20 protein-coding genes are annotated in these 17111 nt (G+C 56.7%); 9 read left to right on the top strand and 11 right to left on the bottom strand.

The window, feature by feature from the left end; translation table 11 throughout:
• Positions 1–5 precede the first annotated feature (5 nt).
• From dxs to ACTJJ7_RS04865, 4 genes are all read right to left on the bottom strand, one after another.
• Positions 6–1925 carry a 1-deoxy-D-xylulose-5-phosphate synthase gene (gene dxs, locus ACTJJ7_RS04850; RefSeq protein ID WP_440965700.1) on the bottom strand — a complete coding sequence of 640 codons (1920 nt, stop codon included), beginning with the start codon at positions 1923–1925 and terminating at the stop codon, positions 6–8.
• Positions 1926–2043: 118 nt separating this feature from the next.
• Positions 2044–2967 (bottom strand): pirin family protein, encoded by a 924-nt coding sequence (locus tag ACTJJ7_RS04855; RefSeq protein WP_105736991.1) that lies wholly within the window; start codon positions 2965–2967, stop codon positions 2044–2046.
• Positions 2968–3032: 65 nt separating this feature from the next.
• The gene (locus ACTJJ7_RS04860) at positions 3033–3287 is read right to left on the bottom strand and encodes an exodeoxyribonuclease VII small subunit (RefSeq protein WP_105736989.1); all 255 of its coding nucleotides are present in this window, start codon (positions 3285–3287) and stop codon (positions 3033–3035) included.
• Positions 3288–3291: 4 nt separating this feature from the next.
• Entirely contained in the window at positions 3292–4218 is a 927-nt protein-coding gene (locus tag ACTJJ7_RS04865) for a histone deacetylase family protein (protein ID WP_440965702.1), read from the bottom strand.
• A gap of 248 nt (positions 4219–4466) precedes the next feature.
• On the opposite strand from ACTJJ7_RS04865, the gene ACTJJ7_RS04870 reads away from it, so the two are divergent.
• Genes ACTJJ7_RS04870 through ACTJJ7_RS04880 form a run of 3 tightly spaced genes read left to right on the top strand, consistent with a single transcriptional unit; the run spans position 4467 to position 6744 of the window.
• Positions 4467–5417 (top strand): hypothetical protein, encoded by a 951-nt coding sequence (locus ACTJJ7_RS04870; RefSeq protein ID WP_440965704.1) that lies wholly within the window; start codon positions 4467–4469, stop codon positions 5415–5417.
• Positions 5414–6067, top strand: a complete 654-nt coding sequence (locus tag ACTJJ7_RS04875) for a hypothetical protein (RefSeq protein WP_440965706.1) — start codon at positions 5414–5416, stop codon at positions 6065–6067. Before ACTJJ7_RS04870 ends, ACTJJ7_RS04875 begins: the two co-directional genes overlap by 4 nt.
• The gene (locus tag ACTJJ7_RS04880; RefSeq protein ID WP_440965708.1) at positions 6067–6744 is read left to right on the top strand and encodes a hypothetical protein; all 678 of its coding nucleotides are present in this window, start codon (positions 6067–6069) and stop codon (positions 6742–6744) included. Before ACTJJ7_RS04875 ends, ACTJJ7_RS04880 begins: the two co-directional genes overlap by 1 nt.
• Here the strand turns inward: ACTJJ7_RS04880 and ACTJJ7_RS04885 are convergent.
• Positions 6719–8002 carry a cystathionine gamma-synthase family protein gene (locus tag ACTJJ7_RS04885; RefSeq protein WP_440965710.1) on the bottom strand — a complete coding sequence of 428 codons (1284 nt, stop codon included), beginning with the start codon at positions 8000–8002 and terminating at the stop codon, positions 6719–6721. The two genes, ACTJJ7_RS04880 and ACTJJ7_RS04885, sit on opposite strands and share 26 nt — an antisense overlap.
• A gap of 125 nt (positions 8003–8127) precedes the next feature.
• Here ACTJJ7_RS04885 and ACTJJ7_RS04890 point away from each other — a divergent pair, with 125 nt between their 5' ends.
• The 3 genes from ACTJJ7_RS04890 (at position 8128) to ACTJJ7_RS04900 (ending at position 9352) form a co-directional block, all read left to right on the top strand.
• Positions 8128–8586, top strand: a complete 459-nt coding sequence (locus ACTJJ7_RS04890; protein WP_105736981.1) for an Lrp/AsnC family transcriptional regulator — start codon at positions 8128–8130, stop codon at positions 8584–8586.
• A 65-nt stretch (positions 8587–8651) separates the two neighbouring features.
• Entirely contained in the window at positions 8652–8948 is a 297-nt protein-coding gene (locus ACTJJ7_RS04895; RefSeq protein ID WP_440965712.1) for a type II toxin-antitoxin system HigB family toxin, read from the top strand.
• Complete coding sequence (locus ACTJJ7_RS04900; RefSeq protein WP_105736979.1) at positions 8948–9352, top strand: helix-turn-helix domain-containing protein; 405 nt, start codon at positions 8948–8950, stop codon at positions 9350–9352. Before ACTJJ7_RS04895 ends, ACTJJ7_RS04900 begins: the two co-directional genes overlap by 1 nt.
• A gap of 40 nt (positions 9353–9392) precedes the next feature.
• Here ACTJJ7_RS04900 and ACTJJ7_RS04905 read toward each other — a convergent pair whose 3' ends face one another.
• Both ACTJJ7_RS04905 and ACTJJ7_RS04910 read right to left on the bottom strand, forming a co-directional pair.
• Entirely contained in the window at positions 9393–9605 is a 213-nt protein-coding gene (locus ACTJJ7_RS04905) for a helix-turn-helix domain-containing protein (RefSeq protein ID WP_440965714.1), read from the bottom strand.
• Between the two features lie 167 nt (positions 9606–9772).
• Positions 9773–10543: a transporter substrate-binding domain-containing protein gene (locus ACTJJ7_RS04910; protein ID WP_440965716.1), complete on the bottom strand. Its 771-nt coding sequence runs from the start codon at positions 10541–10543 to the stop codon at positions 9773–9775.
• A gap of 255 nt (positions 10544–10798) precedes the next feature.
• On the opposite strand from ACTJJ7_RS04910, the gene ACTJJ7_RS04915 reads away from it, so the two are divergent.
• Both ACTJJ7_RS04915 and alr read left to right on the top strand, forming a co-directional pair.
• Positions 10799–11590 (top strand): LysR family transcriptional regulator, encoded by a 792-nt coding sequence (locus ACTJJ7_RS04915; RefSeq protein WP_440965718.1) that lies wholly within the window; start codon positions 10799–10801, stop codon positions 11588–11590.
• 153 nt (positions 11591–11743) lie between these two features.
• Complete coding sequence (gene alr / locus ACTJJ7_RS04920) at positions 11744–12859, top strand: alanine racemase (RefSeq protein ID WP_440965720.1); 1116 nt, start codon at positions 11744–11746, stop codon at positions 12857–12859.
• Between the two features lie 82 nt (positions 12860–12941).
• On the opposite strand, the gene ribB is transcribed toward alr, so the two are convergent.
• Positions 12942–14045 (bottom strand): 3,4-dihydroxy-2-butanone-4-phosphate synthase, encoded by a 1104-nt coding sequence (gene ribB / locus ACTJJ7_RS04925; protein ID WP_440965722.1) that lies wholly within the window; start codon positions 14043–14045, stop codon positions 12942–12944.
• Between the two features lie 15 nt (positions 14046–14060).
• On the bottom strand, positions 14061–15155 hold the full coding sequence (gene aroC, locus ACTJJ7_RS04930) for a chorismate synthase (RefSeq protein ID WP_105736972.1): 1095 nt from the start codon (positions 15153–15155) through the stop codon (positions 14061–14063).
• A gap of 171 nt (positions 15156–15326) precedes the next feature.
• Between aroC and ACTJJ7_RS04935 the strand changes: the two genes are divergently transcribed.
• On the top strand, positions 15327–15581 hold the full coding sequence (locus ACTJJ7_RS04935) for a DUF1344 domain-containing protein (RefSeq protein ID WP_105736970.1): 255 nt from the start codon (positions 15327–15329) through the stop codon (positions 15579–15581).
• Positions 15582–15614: 33 nt separating this feature from the next.
• Here the strand turns inward: ACTJJ7_RS04935 and ACTJJ7_RS04940 are convergent, their stop codons facing one another.
• Together ACTJJ7_RS04940 and fabI are read right to left on the bottom strand one after the other, a co-directional pair.
• Positions 15615–16205, bottom strand: coding sequence for a histidine phosphatase family protein (locus ACTJJ7_RS04940; RefSeq protein ID WP_440965884.1), 591 nt, complete (start codon positions 16203–16205; stop codon positions 15615–15617).
• Positions 16206–16218: 13 nt separating this feature from the next.
• Positions 16219–17037 (bottom strand): enoyl-ACP reductase FabI, encoded by an 819-nt coding sequence (gene fabI / locus ACTJJ7_RS04945; protein WP_091880942.1) that lies wholly within the window; start codon positions 17035–17037, stop codon positions 16219–16221.
• Between the last annotated feature and the right edge of the window lie 74 nt (positions 17038–17111).

Genomic DNA, 17111 nt, shown 5'->3' on the forward strand with positions numbered 1-17111 from the left:
GCCGCCTATGCCCTGGCCGGTGCTGCCAGATCGTCGCGGCCGAGCGCCCCGAAGACGGTCTGGACGATGCCAGCCCGGTCGAGACCCGAGCGTGCATACATGGCTTCCGGCTTGGCATGGTCGAGATAGAGGTCCGGCAAAGTCAGCGTGCGGACGCGCAAGCCATGGTCAAGCAGACCATCGCGGCTGAGGAAATGCAGGACGTGCGAGGCAAAGCCGCCGATTGCCCCCTCTTCCACCGTCACAAGCACCTGATGCTCACGCGCCAGACGACGGATCATGGCCTCATCCAGCGGCTTGGCGAAGCGGGCATCGGCAACGGTGGTGGAAAGCCCGGCGGCATCCAGCTCATCGGCAGCCGCCAGACATTCCTGCAGGCGCGTGCCAAAGGAGAGCAGCGCAACCTTACTGCCTTCGCGGATGATGCGACCCTTGCCGATCTGCAGGATTTGTCCGCGTTCGGGCAGATCGATGCCAATGCCGTCGCCGCGCGGATAGCGGAACGAAATCGGGCCCTCATCATATTCGGCGGCGGTGCGCACCATGTGGCGCAGTTCGGCCTCGTCGGAGGCTGCCATCACCACGAAGCCCGGCAGGGCCGCGAGAAAACCCGTATCGAACGAACCCGCATGGGTCGCGCCGTCGGCACCGACCAGACCCGCGCGGTCAATCGGGAAACGCACGGGGAGATTCTGCAGGGAAACGTCGTGCACGACCTGGTCGTAGCCGCGCTGCAGGAAGGTGGAATAGATCGCAGCAAACGGCTTGAAACCTTCCGTCGCAAGGCCCGCGGCAAAGGTGACGGCGTGCTGTTCGGCAATGCCGACATCGAACACCCGGTCGGGAAAGACTTCACCGAAGAGATCGAGTCCGGTGCCGCCCGGCATGGCGGCGGTGACGGCAACGATCCTGTCGTCGTGGCGGGCTTCCTCGATCAGGCTCGTTGCAAAAATCTTGGTGTAGCTCGGCGCATTGGCAGGCGGCTTGGCCTGCGCGCCGGTGATGACGTCGAATTTGTTGACGCCATGATACTTGTCGGCGGCCGCTTCTGCGGGCGCGTATCCCTTGCCCTTCTGCGTGACCACATGAACAAGCACCGGGCCATCCATCGTATCGCGGACATTTTTCAGAACCGGCAGGAGATGGTCGAGGTTGTGCCCGTCAATCGGGCCGACATAGTAAAAGCCGAGCTCCTCGAACATTGTGCCGCCGGTCCAGAAACCGCGCACATATTCTTCCGAAAGCCGCGCCTTTTCCTGCAGGAATTTCGGCAGTTTCTTCGCCAATTGCTTGGCGGTCTCGCGAATGGAACGGTAGGTCCGGCCGGACACGAGCCGCGCCAGATAGGCGCTCATGGCCCCCGTCGGCGGCGCAATCGACATGTCATTGTCATTGAGGATCACGATCAGCCGCGCATCCAGCGCGCCGGCATTGTTCATCGCCTCATAGGCCATGCCCGCCGACATGGCGCCATCGCCGATGACCGAGATCACATTGCGCTTGATGCCTGAGAGATCGCTGGCAACCGCCATGCCGAGGCCGGCGGAAATGGAGGTCGAGGAATGGGCGGCGCCAAAAGGGTCGTATTGGCTTTCGCTGCGCCTGGTAAAGCCGGACAGCCCGCCCTCCTGCCGCAACGTGCGGATCCGGTCGCGGCGTCCGGTCAGTATCTTGTGCGGGTAGGCCTGGTGGCCGACATCCCAGATGATCCGGTCATGCGGCGTATCGAAAACATGATGCAGGGCAACCGTCAGCTCGACAACGCCGAGACCGGCACCGAGATGGCCGCCCGTGGTCGACACGGCATCCACCAGCTCCGCCCGCAGCTCCTGTGCCAGTTGCGGCAGGTCGCTCTCCGGCAAGGCACGCAAATCCGTGGGGATGACGACGCGGTCGAGCAGCGGTGTTTGCAGTTTTTTCGCCAAAGCACAGGTTCCAGTTGCACAGTCAATTCTTGCCGGAAGGCTGGCGCTTCCTAGATGAATTCAGCCAAAGCAGCAAGAAGCCCAGCCTTGCCCCAGCCCATGTCACGCCCAGCCCATGTCAATTTTCAGGCAGGGGTATGAACTCTTCCTCATCACCCGGTACGATATCGAAGCGGCCCGAGCGCCATTCCTCCTTCGCCTGTTCAATCCGCTCTTTCGATGACGAGACGAAATTCCACCAGACATAACGCTTGGATGGCATGGTGGCGCCGCCGAACAGCATGAAATGCGCGCCCTGCGGTGCCGATATGACAATCTCGTCTCCGGCGCGGAAGGCCAGCAGGCGGTCGGCCGGAAAACGCTCCCCGGAAATCTCGACCGGCCCGTCCAGCGTATAGATTGCCCGTTCTTCCGCCGCATCCGCCTTTATCTGGATATGCGCGCCCGGTTGCAGGCGGATATCGACATAGAGTGTCTCGGCATGCTGCTTGACCAGAGATTGCGCACCATGGAACGTTCCCATGACAACGCGGGCCTCCATGCCCGCCTCGCGCAGCACCGGCAGTTCGCCCGCCGCCGTATTGGCAAAGGTGGGGTCGATTTCCTCGAGATGGTCGGGCAGCGCCAGCCATGTCTGCAGGCCCGATATGGGCAGTGGCTGGGTGCGCAGCTCTTCCGGTGAGCGTTCGGAATGGACAATGCCGCGCCCGGCCGTCATCAGATTGACGTCGCCCGGACGGATGACCATTTCGGTGCCGAGACTGTCACGATGACGGATATTGCCGTCAAAGAGATAGGTGACCGTCGACAGGCCGATATGCGGATGCGGCCGCACATCCAGCGCATCGGTGGGACGCAGAATGGCCGGTCCCATGCGGTCAAAGAAAATGAAGGGGCCAACCAGCCGCCGCTTGGCGGTGGGCAGCGCACGGCGGACTTCCAACCCGCCAATATCGCTTGTGCGCGGAATGATCAGCGTTTCGATCGAATCAACAGCGGTGAAATCGCCGGGTTGCGGATCATTGCCGGGAAAAAAGCTCATCAACGCTGCTCCAACTCATCGGAGCCGCATCATAGCGTCTCGCAGCCCGCCTGAACAGCCGCGGACTATTCCGGGTCGAGCGGCTCGGTGCCTGCGGGCTGGCCGTCGCGGCCCAGCCGGATTTTTTCGACCTTGTCCTCGGCGGCGCGCAGCAGCGTATCGCAATGTTTTTTCAGGGCTTCGCCGCGTTCATAAATGCGGATCGACTGCTCAAGCGGCACATCGCCGCGCTCGAGGTCATCGACAATCTTTTCCAGTTGATCGAGCGCCTGCTCGAAGCTCATGGCGGCGATATCGGCATTGGGTTGTACATCGGCCATGGTTTCAACCTTTCATCAAACGTTTGATATGTGCACCGGCAGACTGCGACATGCCCTTGAGGTCGTAGCCGCCTTCCAGCAGGCTGACAAGCCGGTTCGACGCGTACTTCCCAGCTCTTTCCAGCAAAACGCCGGTGGCCCAGTCGAAATCATCCTCGTCCAGATTGATCTCGGCCAGGGGATCGCGATGATGCGCATCAAAACCGGCCGAAATGATGATAAGGTCCGGCTTGAAACTGTCGAGCGACGGCAGGATTCGCGTCAGGAACGCCTCGCGGAAATCCGCGCTTCCGGTCTGGGGCGCGAGCGGCGCATTGACGATATTGCCTGCGCCCGTTTCATCCCTGGCGCCGGTGCCGGGATAGAGCGGCATCTGATGGGTCGAGCAGTACAGCACGGATGGATCGTCCCAGAAAATGTCCTGCGTGCCATTGCCGTGGTGCACATCCCAGTCGACGATGGCGATCCGCTCCGCCCCATGCGCCTTCTGGGCGTGGCGGGCAGCAATGGCGGCATTGTTGAACAGGCAAAAGCCCATGGCCCGGTTGCGCTCCGCATGGTGGCCCGGCGGGCGCGACGCGACAAAGACATTGTCCGCCTGGCCGGTAAAGACATCATCGACCGCCGCATTGGCCGCGCCGATGGCGGCAAGCGCGGCTTCCCAGCTCTTCGGGCTGACGGAGGTATCGGCATCGACCCGGGTAAGCCCCGCATCCGGAATGGCCTCGCGGACCCGCCCGATATAATGCTCCGGGTGCGCATAGAGGATGGTCGCCGCGTCACCCGGCGGCGCCAGCGTCCGGTCCAGCGCATCGAACGCACTGTCCTCCAGCACCTTGTTCAACGCGCGCAGCCGGTCCGGCCGTTCGGGATGGCCGACGGGCGTCAAATGCTCGAGATAGATCGGGTGCGAATAAAGACGGGTGACCATATCGGCTTTCTGCAACTGTGAATGGACATCGGTACAGGCTTGGGCTGCGCCGGGAGAATGTGCACAGACACCGCGCTTCGCACAAGAGCCAAAGCAGCGGACCTTGCATGGCTTTCCCGAACTTCGGGCGGAATCAGCCGTGCCGCCGCGATTGAAATTTTGCATATTTCAGCGAAAACCCCGACCAATGTCTAATTGACGGCCTCCCGCCCGATGTAGGAATATTATCCCTTTAAAGGATAGTATTCATGAATTTATACAATGAACATTCTTCCAGACATCTCCGGCTCCGCTGGCATCTTTCCGCCAACGCGCTCCAGCTCAAGGCACTGAAACTCGCACCGCCCAACAGCTGTCGCCGCGATCAGTACCGCCAGCTCGACTATGAGCGCGCCTTGCTGGAGGCCGAACTCAGGCTGCAGGAGGAAATCGACCTTCTGCGCAAATACGATCCCGACCAGCCGCGCGAGCCTGCCGGAACACCGGAGGGTGGACAGTGGATCAGCGTTGGGGGAAGTGCTGTTGGATTGGCTGCCGCAACGGTGATGGGCGCCAGAGCTCTGGTCGAGCATGTTCTGCGAAAGCCCGACGAACCGGGCTCAAAGCCATTGAAGGAAGGCATAGACGAGTTCAATCGTCTCTTAAAACAACCCGATCCGACAAAGACACCGATATTTCTGTTTCGACCGAAAGATTGGAAGCCCGACAATCCCGGAGAAAGAACGACGACAAGACCGTCTGCGGAGGTGAAATTGATTACGAAGGATCAGGTCAAAGAGGACTGCCCTGAATACGACACTGTTCAGAACCTCACCAATCTAGCCAAAAACTCCGCAGGCAAAGCCTCCAGTTATTCATCACCGGTATTGTGGGGAACGGCAGTGCATTCAAGAATGAAAGAGATGGTTGACAAGAACTATTCCGGTCAATTGTTCGCTGAGCGTTCCTACGTGAAATACAATGAGGACGTGATGGATGATAAGAGTTTTTATCATCAGGATCCTTCATATAGCAAAAGAGGTTCTATCAGAATCGACGTTCTAGGTAGAGAACATCACCAGGTTGTTTGTGTCTACGACATCAAAACTGGACGCAGTGGCCTTAGTATCCCCCGTGTAATCGAAATAGGTGAATCGGTCTCAAGGCGCTATCGCACCAACCCCAAAATCATTATCACTGAAGTGAGGCCAGATCGATGACCACGACTGCGCAGGTTCGCCAAGTGTTGCGCCCGCTTCTGTCACGCCATTCCGATCTGGCACTGGTTGGGCGATTTCTCATCATCAAGCCGGTCCATCATATATTGCGCGGTGTTTTCGTTGATCGCTGCGGAAATCCCAACGCATTTGTACCGATCAAGGTCGTCGACATCCTCTTGCCTGGCCGTCACATGATGACGCTGGGATGGGGTGGACAGCTCTACAAAGCACCCTACCGGATATGGGATGCTAACAATGCTGTTGCGATAAATACAATGTGCGAAATGATTGAGTATGAGGTTCTGCCAGGGTTACGTCAGATCATCTCATTTGGCGACTTTGTCGCGGTCGCATCAGAAAAAAGACCACTGAGCGAGCGTGTCAGTTACGAAGCTTTTACGGGCATGCATATGCTTCTGGCTGTCGCCCACGGTGATTTTGATAAAGCACGAGAAATCTGGGATTCCGACCCTCAAATTTCTCGATACATGATGTCAAAAGTTCCGTTTTTCTACACCGCGCTTTTAAGCAAAGACCGCTTAGCTCTAGCAGCATTTTTACACCAATGGGAAGCTCAGACGATAGCAACATACAAACTGGAGAAATTCTGGGAGCCAACGCCCTTCCCGCTGGAACTGGAGGGAGGTTGATGACCACCGGCGCTGAAATTCGCAAGATGGTAAAACCATTGCTCGAACGTAACGATGATCTGGCAATGGTGGGACGTTTCATGGTTGTCAAACCCATTCACCACTTTCGACGCGGCATCTACATCGACTATTGCAGAAATCCGTGGATGTTTGATCCAAGAACCGTCGTTGCTCTCCTGATCCCGCCAAGTGACGTCATCACATTAGGGTTTGGCGATTTCCTTTCTGATCCCAAAACAGGATACTGGGATGCTACGAATCCGGACTCCGTTCAGCGGCTTTTCGATGTGCTCGAAGAAAGGATTCTGCCAAAACTTCGTTCCACAACGGCATTTGAACATTATCGAGCACTGGCAGCACAGTACGAGGCTTCGGGTGACTATTATGACTGGGATCGCTTCTTTGAAATGCTGGTTGCGACGGCGACAGGCAATTTGGACCTTGCTCAATCCATCGTCGAACCATTGCCGAGCATGCAACACTATCTCGCGCAACTGGCACCGTCATTCTGCCCCGCCCTGCTGGCGCGAGACCGCGTCGAAATCGCCAGAATTCTGCACGAATGGGAGGCGCTGGCTGTCCAGAAATGCAAACTGGAGAAATTCTGGGAGCCAACGCCCTTCCCGCTGGAACTGGAGGGCGCTCCGCCGATCAGGCCGCAGCCAGGGCCTGGGTAAGATCGGCGATCAGGTCGTCGGGGTGTTCGATGCCGATGGACAGCCGGATGGTCGAATCAAGCACGCCGATCCTTTGGCGCACATCCACAGGCACGCCGGAATGGGTCATGGTGGCGGGATGGCTGGCGAGGGATTCGGTGCCGCCGAGGCTGACCGCCAGCTTGAGGATTTGCAGTGCATTCAGGAATTTGAAGGCTGCGGGCTGGCCGCCGCGTATATCGAACGAGAAGGTGGAACCGGCGCCGGTGCATTGCGCGGCAAAAGTGCGGCCGAGCGGTGAATTCGCGTCATGGTAGGGCAGATAGTGGATTTTCTCCACTTTCGGGTGATCGCGCAGGAAATCCGCGACGGCAAGCGCATTGTTGTTGGCCTTCTCCATGCGGATGCTCAGGGTTTCGAGCGAGCGGCCGAGCATCCAGCAGGAGTGCGGGTCGAGCTGCGTGCCAATGGCACCGCGCAGGGCCTTGACCTGTTTCATCACGGCTTTCGAGCCGAGTGCTGCACCGGCGATCAGGTCGGAATGGCCGCCGACATATTTGGTCAGTGAGTACAAGGAAATATCGGCGCCATGTTCGATCGGGCGCTGGAAAACCGGTCCGAGCAGGGTGTTGTCGCAGGCGATCACCGGCGTGTGCCCCTGCTTTTCGCCGATGGCGTCGGCAATGCGGCGGATCATCGCCACATCAACCAGGCTGTTGGTGGGGTTGGCAGGCGTTTCGATGAGGATGATGGAGACGCGGCCCTTGGTCATCGCCTCGTCGGCCGCCGCCTGCACCGAAGCCTCGTTGACGCCATCGGCAAAACCGATGGCAGCCACGCCCATGTTGAGGAACGTTTTGGCCAGCAGGGTTTCCGTGCCGCCGTAGAGCGGCTGCGAATGCAGCACCGCGTCGCCCGGACGCACGAAGGCCAGCAGGGTCGTGGCAATGGCCGACATGCCGGAGGAAAACAGCGCGCAGCTTTCCGTACGCTCATAGACGGCCAGACGGTCCTCGACGATCTCGCTGTTGGGGTGGTTGAAGCGGGAATAGACAAGACCCGCACCGACACCGGCCGGCGGCTCCTTGCGGCCGGAGACGAAATCGAAGAAATCGCGGCCTTCCTCGGCGGATTTGAACACGAAGGTCGACGTCAGGAACACCGGCGGCTTGACCGCGCCTTCCGACAGTTCCGGATCGTAGCCATAATTCAGCATCAATGTTTCAGGATGCAATTTGTGGTTGCCGATATGGGTTTTGGACGGATGGGGAGCGGCCATGCGAATCTCCTCGCGTGAGGGGTGGGGTGCTATCAAGCAAATTATATCAAATGCTGGGATCAATCCTTGCTTTTTACGATCAAATTGCATTGATTGACGCCAACAATTGCCATGAATGATAGATTATGACGCAGAAAATTGCTGACGAGACCGACCGGCGCATTCTCAGGGAACTGCAGGCGGATGCGCGCATCACCAACAACGATCTGGCCGAGCGGGTCGGACTGTCCCCGTCCCCCTGCCTGCGCCGCCTGCGGCGCATGGAGGAAGCCGGGATCATCCGTGGCTACACCGCCCTTGTCGACCCCATCATCGAGGGCTGGACCATGGCCGCCATCGCCACGATCCGGCTTAGCCGCCAGCATGAGGATGAGATTGTCATGTTCGAGGAGGCGATCCGCGGCTGGGATGAAGTGCTGGAATGCCACCTTGTCACAGGCTCGCGCGATTATGTGCTGAAAGTCATGAGCGCCGGACTGGAACAGTATGAACGCTTCATCAAGGAGAAGATTGCGCGGCTGAAATGCGTCGCTTCCATCGAGACCAGCTTTGTCATGAACACGATCAAGGAGCGGCGGGTTTAGGTCATTCATTCCCAAAATGGGAATTTTCACTTGTTCCCAATATGGGAAGCTGCTATACATGCCTGATGCAGATCATAGCCAAGAAAGCGCTGCGGGCATTTTGGCTGGCGCACAATCAGGCTGAAGTACCCTTGGCGGCTTGGTATGTGGCTGTGAGCAGGGCTGAATGGAAAACACCGGCGGACGTAAAAATGCAATTCGGCAACTCTGTCGACGTTGTCCGCGACAACAGGGTGATCTTTGACATTGCCGGCAACAAGTACCGCCTTATCGTGCATGTCGCCTACCCGTTCGAACGTGTGCTCATCAAATTTGTCGGCACGCATAAAGAGTACGATGCTATCGACCCGGAAACTGTGTGATGAAAAACATTCGGCCGATCAAAACTGAAGAAGACTATGACTGGGCGATTGGTGAAATCACGCACTATTTCGACAATCAACCCGAGCCGGGAACACCTGAGGGTGACCGGTTCGACGTTCTTGCAATTTTAATCGAAGCCTATGAAGACGAGCATTATCCCATTCCGGCATTGGACCCAATTTCCACCATCGCCGCACACATGGAAATGGCCGGGCTGAATCGCCGGGCCCTGGCAGAGGTTCTTGGCTCTGCACCGAGAGCCTCCGAAGTCATGGCGAGAAAGCGCGCCCTAACGATGGATATGGTGTTCAAGCTTAATCGCGAATGGCATATTCCTGCCGAACTTCTCGTACAGCCCTATCATCTCGTGCATGATGAGAAGAAGGTTCAAAGAAGGGCCTGACCGCCGATCAGTTCTTCCGCCCGGAAACCTCATCAACACGCTATCCGGTTTTGCCAAGCAGCTCTGCAACGTCGCAAAGCATTGCCGCTGCAACCTGCTCGGCGGTTTCCAGGGTAACGTTCATCCGCCCCGCTTCCATGCGGCTGACGTAGGCCTGATCTGCGCCAATGCGCATCGCCAATTCTTCCTGCGAGATGCCGAGGGCTCCTCGTCTTTCCTTCACAGCCAGACCAAATCGCTTCTTGATATCCATAAGAGGCACGAAGCCGCTTGACTGCAGTTTTTTCCATGTATTTCAATACATATTTGTCCAGACTGCGGGGGCCTTGGTGTGTTAGGTAACACCGGGCGTCCGCTGTCAATATTCAGACTATATCGGCCCGGATAAATGGGATATCTGAATCCGCCGAGAAGCCTCAATTAAAATATGTCAAAGCCGAAATACCGTGCATTGATTTTTGCATACTCGCCATTCGATCGAATATACTTGATAGAAGCATTTATTTTTTGTCGCAGATCCTCTGAATCTTTTCTGACAGCAATGCCGATACCTGCGCCAAAATATTCAACATTCTCAACGCGCTCACCGATTACGGCACAACATTCTTTACCAGCCTTCTTCAGCCACTCTGCCAAAACAATACCGTCCCCCAAAATCGCATCAATACGCCTTGCCTGAAGATCGTGAGTTGCGTCATCCAATTTTTCATAGAGACGTAGGTCGGATTCTCGATAAAGGTCTTGAAGATAGTTTGCCGCCGCTGTCGACGACTGTGCCCCAATAACCTTACCTTTCATGCCAGTCACCGAAGTATCGGTCATGCCAGTGTCATTTGCTGCAACGAAGTATTTTGGTGTCCGGTAATATGAATCAGTAAAGGCCACTTTCTGGGCCCTTTCAGCGGTGATCGACATCGACGCGACAATGGCATCGAACTTACCAGTGATAAGTCCCGGAATAATCCCGTCCCAATCCTGCGTTACAAACTCACACTCCACCTTCATATCCGAGCAAAGCGCACGAGCAAGTTCGATATCAAACCCAGCAAGGGAGCCATCGGCATTGATTTGATTGAATGGCGGATAAGCGCCCTCCGTTCCAATGCGAATTTTCTTTAGATCGCCAGCGTTCGCGCCACATGTAAAAGCCAAAGCTGATAGGATGGAGATCGCAATTAGCTTCGGGTTCATCGTTTCCCTCCTTATGACTTTATTTTGATCGAGTTTCGAAGCTCGCACCTAATCATCAGGGGAAATTAACGGGGCGGTGACCGCGTCGCCACAACAGCTTTGATAATTTGACATAGGTTTTTCCAATATCAAATTATGAATTATGCGCCTGTTTGAAAGCGCATTTCTGGTTAGTATCTTAGAATTGACCGGGATATATTGATAAATATGCTGGCATCAATATAGGTGTTTACAATACGATTTGAGGTGAGCGAGATGCCGAAAGAACGGATAACGTTTCGCCAAATTGAAGCACTGCAGGCCGTTCTGGAATACGGATCGATCAGTCTTGCGGCACGACGTCTTGGAGTATCCCAGCCTACGCTAAGTGGCCTGATCCGCGACCTGGAAGCCGAACTCGGCGTCTCCATGTTTACACGATCCGGCTTTGGTCTGGTGCCGACCGATCAAGCACTACTACTCAAGGAAGAACTTGACGGCGCGGTTCACAGTGTCCGTCAGATCGCTCGCAAGGCAAAGCGTTTGGGTCAGCCTGACAATACCGTTTTAAAGATCGGGTGCATGCCGTCTGTAGCTGCCGCCTTGAGCGATATCTTTTCAGCGATCAGTTCAAACTGGCTAACCACATCGCCGCAACTTATTATCCGGGCGTTTTCCGCCCGGCAAATTACAGAGAGCTTACACAGCCGGGAAATCGACATCGGAATTGTGGCAAGGCCATTGCTTGACCCGAGTTTCGAAACCTGGCGCTTCGGAACATATGCACTGAGAGCGATTATTCCTCCGACTTTTCAAGACGAGACGGGGAATTCACGCCTAACAGGAGCAGACTTTGTAAATGCGCCGCTGATCGGAATCGAAGAAGACGAAGGATCCCTAGAGATCGTCGAACAATGGTTTCGATCTTGCGGCATAGAATACCATCCCGCGTTCGTCACAAACATCGATTTATGTGCTGCGCCTGGGTGCTTCGCCATAATGCGATTGCAATCGTTGACGCTCATGCCAGCTTTGCATTGCGAGACATCGTCCCTTCCCTTCCGCTAAGTCCGGAGCCGCGAACGGAATTATGGCTCGCACAACGTAAGACCACAAAGCTTCCGCCAAATGGCGAACACTTGGTCAAAACATTCGCCAAATTCCTTCGAGCAGAGAAGTCATATTTCTCGTTCATTCCCGACTAGTGAACCAGATTCTCCTATGTCAAAAGAAACCAACAATGTTGCATCTCCGCGCTATGAGATAAGTCATACTGCCATTCGCGATAACTTCCGGCGTTTACGTGCACTTCTCGCCCCCGAGACCCACATTTTTTGCTGCCTTAAGCGCGATGGTTACGGTTGCGGAGCAAAAGAGGTGGCGCGCGTTCTGGCGGACGCTGGTGCAGATGGATTTGCAGTGGCCGCTCTTGCAGATGCCATGCGCATCCGCTCAAGCGGCGTTAAAACCCCAATTTTGCTATATGGGGGAACGCTTCCTGACCAAATTGCTTCAGTTGAGGAGTTTGATCTTACCATTACGATTGGCTCGGCCAATGACGCGAAAGAATGGAACCGGCGCGTAACGCGAAAGCGGCCGGCATTCATCAAGATTGATGTGGGCTTGTTGCGCTTCGGCTTTAGCCTGGCAGAACTGGCGGATTTTCTAAACAATGGATTGCATGCCTGCGATCAGTTGGTTTTCGTTGGCGTTTATACACATTTGTCAGAGAGAACGGATATTGGCCACGAAGGCATTGAAGAGCAAAAGCGGATATTCGATCACGCCGTTATGTTGTGCCGTCAAATTTTACCCGACTTGGATTATATATGTGCTTCCAGCTCCGAAACCATCATTTCCTACCGGGCGCTCGATTATAACACGGTCGATGTTGGCGCGCTGCTCTTTGGCTTGACCTCGCAGGAAAATATCAAAAAGCTGAAACTCAAGGGTGCACTATCCGCCATCAAGTCACACGTTACCACGATCAAATCAGTCGTTCCCGATCTTCCCAGCTCAATCGACATTCCGCCATCGGTCAAAAGGCTTGGGGTTGTCACTTTTGGCTGGGGTGACGGCTTTCCAAAACGTGTATCTGAAGATGCTTTTGTTCTCGTCAACGGCGAACTCGCCAAGGTGCTGATACCAGTGCATCTCGAGCAGATTCGTATTGACTTGACTCACATAAAAAGCGCTTCGATTGGCGACGAAGTGGTTTTGCTCGGAGATCAAGCTGATCAGTCAATCACAGCATTCGATCTTGCCCAACAGTGGTCTGTTGATCCGGAAGAAATATATTGCGCCATGCGCGAACACATCCCGAAGATTTACGTGTAGCAGCGGCAACAGCATATTCTTGCCAATTGAAGCAGGCTGCTGACTACCTTGCGAGTGATAAACAGCCTCATGCTGAAACCGCTCAGATAATATCCGTCCGGGTGATCTGGATACCAAAGCCTTCAAGACCGACATAGTGCCGTTCGCGCGATGATAGAAGGCGGATCGAAGTGATGCCGAGATCTTTCAGGATCTGCGCGCCAAGGCCGATCTGGCGCCATTCCTCTTCGCGCACCTTGGCTTCCGCATGGGCCTCGCGGTCCTGCAGCGTGGCGCGGTTGCGGTCGTCATCGCGGCCGACGCCGACAGAGCCTTCGCGCAGATAGACAATGACGCCGCGTTTTTCCTCGGCAATGCGCTTCATGATGCTGTCGAGCGTGTTGCGCGCGCCAAAGACATCGCTGAGGATGTCCTCACGCTGCAGGCGGACGGGCACGTCCTCGCCGTCGCGGATATCGCCGAACACAATGGCGGCGTGATGCATCGGCTCCCACGGCAGCGCGTAGGTAATGGCCTTTGCCTCTCCGGCGCAGGTATCGATCTCATATTCGCCGATGCGTTCGATCAGGGTTTCCTTGCGCTGGCGGTAGGCGATGAGGTCGGCCACCGTCACCTGCTGCAGCGTGTGCGTCTCGGCAAAGCTTGCCACCTGCGGGCCGCGCATCACCGACCCGTCGTCGTTGACAAGCTCGCAGATCACGCCGACCGGCGGCAGACCGGCCAGCTTGCACAGGTCGACGGCGGCTTCGGTATGGCCGGAGCGCATGAGCACACCGCCCTCGCGCGCGATCAGCGGGAAAATGTGCCCCGGACGCACGAAATCCGTCGCCCCGGCATTGGGATTGGCGAGGTTGCGCACGGTCAAGGTGCGGTCATCGGCGGAAATACCTGTGGTGGTTCCGTGTTTGTAGTCCACGGTCACGGTGAAGGCCGTCGAATGCGGCGCGTCGTTCTCGGCCACCATCGGCGCGAGGTTGAGACGCTTGGCGTGGTCGCGCGGCATGGGCGTGCAGACGATGCCGGAGGTGTGGCGCACGATGAACGCCATCTTTTCCGGAGTGCAATGCACCGCCGCGACGATCAGATCACCCTCGTTCTCGCGCCCGTCATCATCCATGACAACGACGATTTCACCGCGTTCGAACGCGCGCAGCGCATCGACGACCCGTTTCTGATTGTAAGCCATGTATGCGCCTCTTGATTAAATGCGGCCGGTCTGACCGCGATGTCTGAGATAATGATCGGCAATCGCACAGGCAACCATGGCTTCGCCGATGGGAACAGCGCGGATGCCGACGCAGGGATCGTGGCGGCCCTTGGTCATCACATCCACCTGCCTGCCATCGGCATCGATGCTCTGGCGCGGGGTGAGGATGGAGGACGTGGGCTTGACGGCAAAGCGCGCGACGACAGGCGCGCCGCTGGAAATGCCGCCAAGAATGCCGCCGGCATGATTGGACAGGAAAATCGGCTTGCCGTGATTGTCCATGCGCATCTGATCGGCATTTTCCTCGCCGCTGAGCGTGGCCGCTGCGAAACCGTCGCCGATTTCAACGCCCTTCACCGCATTGATGGACATGAGATAGCTGGCGATATCCTGATCGAGCTTGCCATAGACGGGTGCACCGAGCCCGGCAGGCACGTTTTCGGCGACGATTTCAACGACAGCGCCGATGGAGGAACCAGCCTTGCGGATACCATCGAGATATCCGGCGAAAAGGTCGACCGAGCCGGGGTCCGGCGTGAAGAACGGGTTGTTGTCCACCTCGTCCCAGTCCCAGCGATCACGGTCGATCGTATGGATGCCCATGCCGACCAGCGCGCCGCGCACGATCAGGCCAGGCACAACCTTGCGGGCGATGGCACCGGCGGCAACCCGTGCCGCGGTTTCGCGCGCCGACGATCGCCCGCCGCCGCGATAGTCGCGGATGCCGTATTTGACATCATAGGTGTAATCGGCGTGGCCGGGACGGTACTGGCGGGCAATGTCGCCATAATCCTTGGAGCGCTGGTCGGTGTTCTCGATCATCATCGAGATCGGCGTGCCGGTGGAGATCATGGTCACGCCGTCGTCCTGCAGCATGAAACCGGACAGGACTTTCACCTGGTCCGGTTCGCGCCGCTGCGTGGTGTATTTCGACTGGCCGGGCTTGCGCTTGTCGAGATAGGCCTGAATTTCGGCTTCGGTGAAATGGATGCCGGGCGGACAGCCGTCCACCACGCAACCAAGCGCGATTCCATGGCTTTCACCCCAGGTAGTGACACGAAAAAGATGACCGAAAGTATTATGCGACATGAGGTTACCCGGCGTTATGTCAGGGGGTTTTATGAGCGTTTACGCCCGTGGTCAAACCCGTCGCTGAAATTCCTTCATCCACCGCGAAAAAAGCAATTGTTTTGCCACAAATGCGCGCTTTAAGGTGACGGACAAATCGGCCACCAGATTTTGATTAAAGAGGATATCAAAATGCGTTTCATCGTCGCAACCTTCATGTTCGTCGCTTCCCTGCTTCCGGTCGGCGCGCTCGCTGACGATGCACAGGGCACCATCACCAAAATCGACGAAGACAACTCGACCATTACGCTCGACGATGGCAAGGTTTACAAGCTTCCAGGTGAGTTTGATTTCAGCGCCATTGAAAAGGGCATGAAGGTCACGTTGATGTTCGACCTCGTCAACAAAGAGCGCTTCATCACCGATATTGAAGAATCGGTGCAATAGGCACCTGTTTGTCACAAGCTAGGACCTGGATGGCTACATCCAGGTCAGACTGCCTTTTTCAAGACGCAGAATTTTATCCTGGGTGATGGCAAGATTCGCCGCATCATGGCCGTCAAGGTCTTCAACCATCTGGAAGATGGTCCGCATGCAGCCGCCATGCGTCACGCATACGGTCGGCTCGCGGACCTCCGACAACCAGCTGCCTATGCGTTTTGCCAGGATGGCATAGCTTTCGGCCGTGGGTCCCGGCGGAACAAAATTCCATTTGTCGCGGGCACGCGCCGCCACAAGCTCCGGAGAACGGGCCTCGATATCTTCCAGCATAAAGCCCTGCCAATCGCCGAAATTCACCTCCATGAGGCGGGCGTCGGTCCGGTAGGCCCAGGGATCGATCCCCATGCGGGTCCTGATCCGCTCCATCGTATCGCGGGTCCGGCGCAAAGGGCTGGCAACAAAGTCGAAACCCGCGCCCTCCCCGATCAGCGATTTAAGCATATCGCCGTTGCGCGCAGCCTGCTGCTCGCCGCGCGCATTGATATCGACGTCTTCCTGCCCCTGGATTCGCTCGGACACGTTCCAGTCCGTCTCGCCGTGACGCGAGAAATAAACAATCGAGTCCGGCAGGTTCACTTTAAGGTCAGTCCTTGACGACAGAGATATCCGGCGCGTCCACAGCCTTCATGCCAACGACATGATAGCCGCTGTCGGCATGGTGAATTTCGCCCGTGACCGAACGGGACAGGTCGGAGAGGAAATACAGGCCGGCGTCGCCGACTTCCTCGATGGTAACGGTACGGCGCAACGGCGCATTGTATTCGTTCCATTTGAGGATGTAGCGGAAATCGCCGATGCCGGATGCGGCCAGTGTCTTGATCGGACCGGCGGAGATCGCGTTGACGCGGATATTGTCCGGGCCGAGATCGACAGCCAGATATTTCACGCTGGCTTCCAGTGCCGCCTTGGCAACACCCATGACGTTGTAGTTGGGCATGACCTTTTCCGCGCCGTAATAGGTCAGCGTCAGGATCGATCCGCCATCGGTCATCAGCTTTTCCGCACGCTTGGCAACCGCCGTCAGCGAGAATACGGAAATCAGCATGGTCTTGGTGAAATTCGCTTCCGACGTATCGACATAGCGGCCGGTCAGTTCATCCTTGTCGGAGAAGCCGATGGCATGCACGAGAAAGTCGATCTTGCCCCATTTTTCTTCCAGCGCGGCAAAGCATGCATCGATGGTCGAGGCATCGGAAACATCGCAATGGCCGCAGAGAAAAGCCCCGAGTTCCTGCGCCAGCGGCTCGACGCGCTTCTTCAGCGCATCGCCCTGATAGGTGAAAGCAAGCTCGGCACCGGCATCATGGGCCGCCTTGGCAATGCCCCAGGCGATCGACCGATTATTGGCAACGCCCATAATAAGTCCGCGTTTACCTTGCATCAAACCAGTTTTGGCGGTCATTTACCAACCCTTCACGAAAGACATATGATTGATTTGCGGTATCGCACAGCCCGCGCCGGGCTTCAAGCATCGTG

The sequence above is a fragment of the Phyllobacterium sp. 22229 genome (assembly GCF_052056495.1).
Classification (GTDB): domain Bacteria; phylum Pseudomonadota; class Alphaproteobacteria; order Rhizobiales; family Rhizobiaceae; genus Phyllobacterium; species Phyllobacterium myrsinacearum.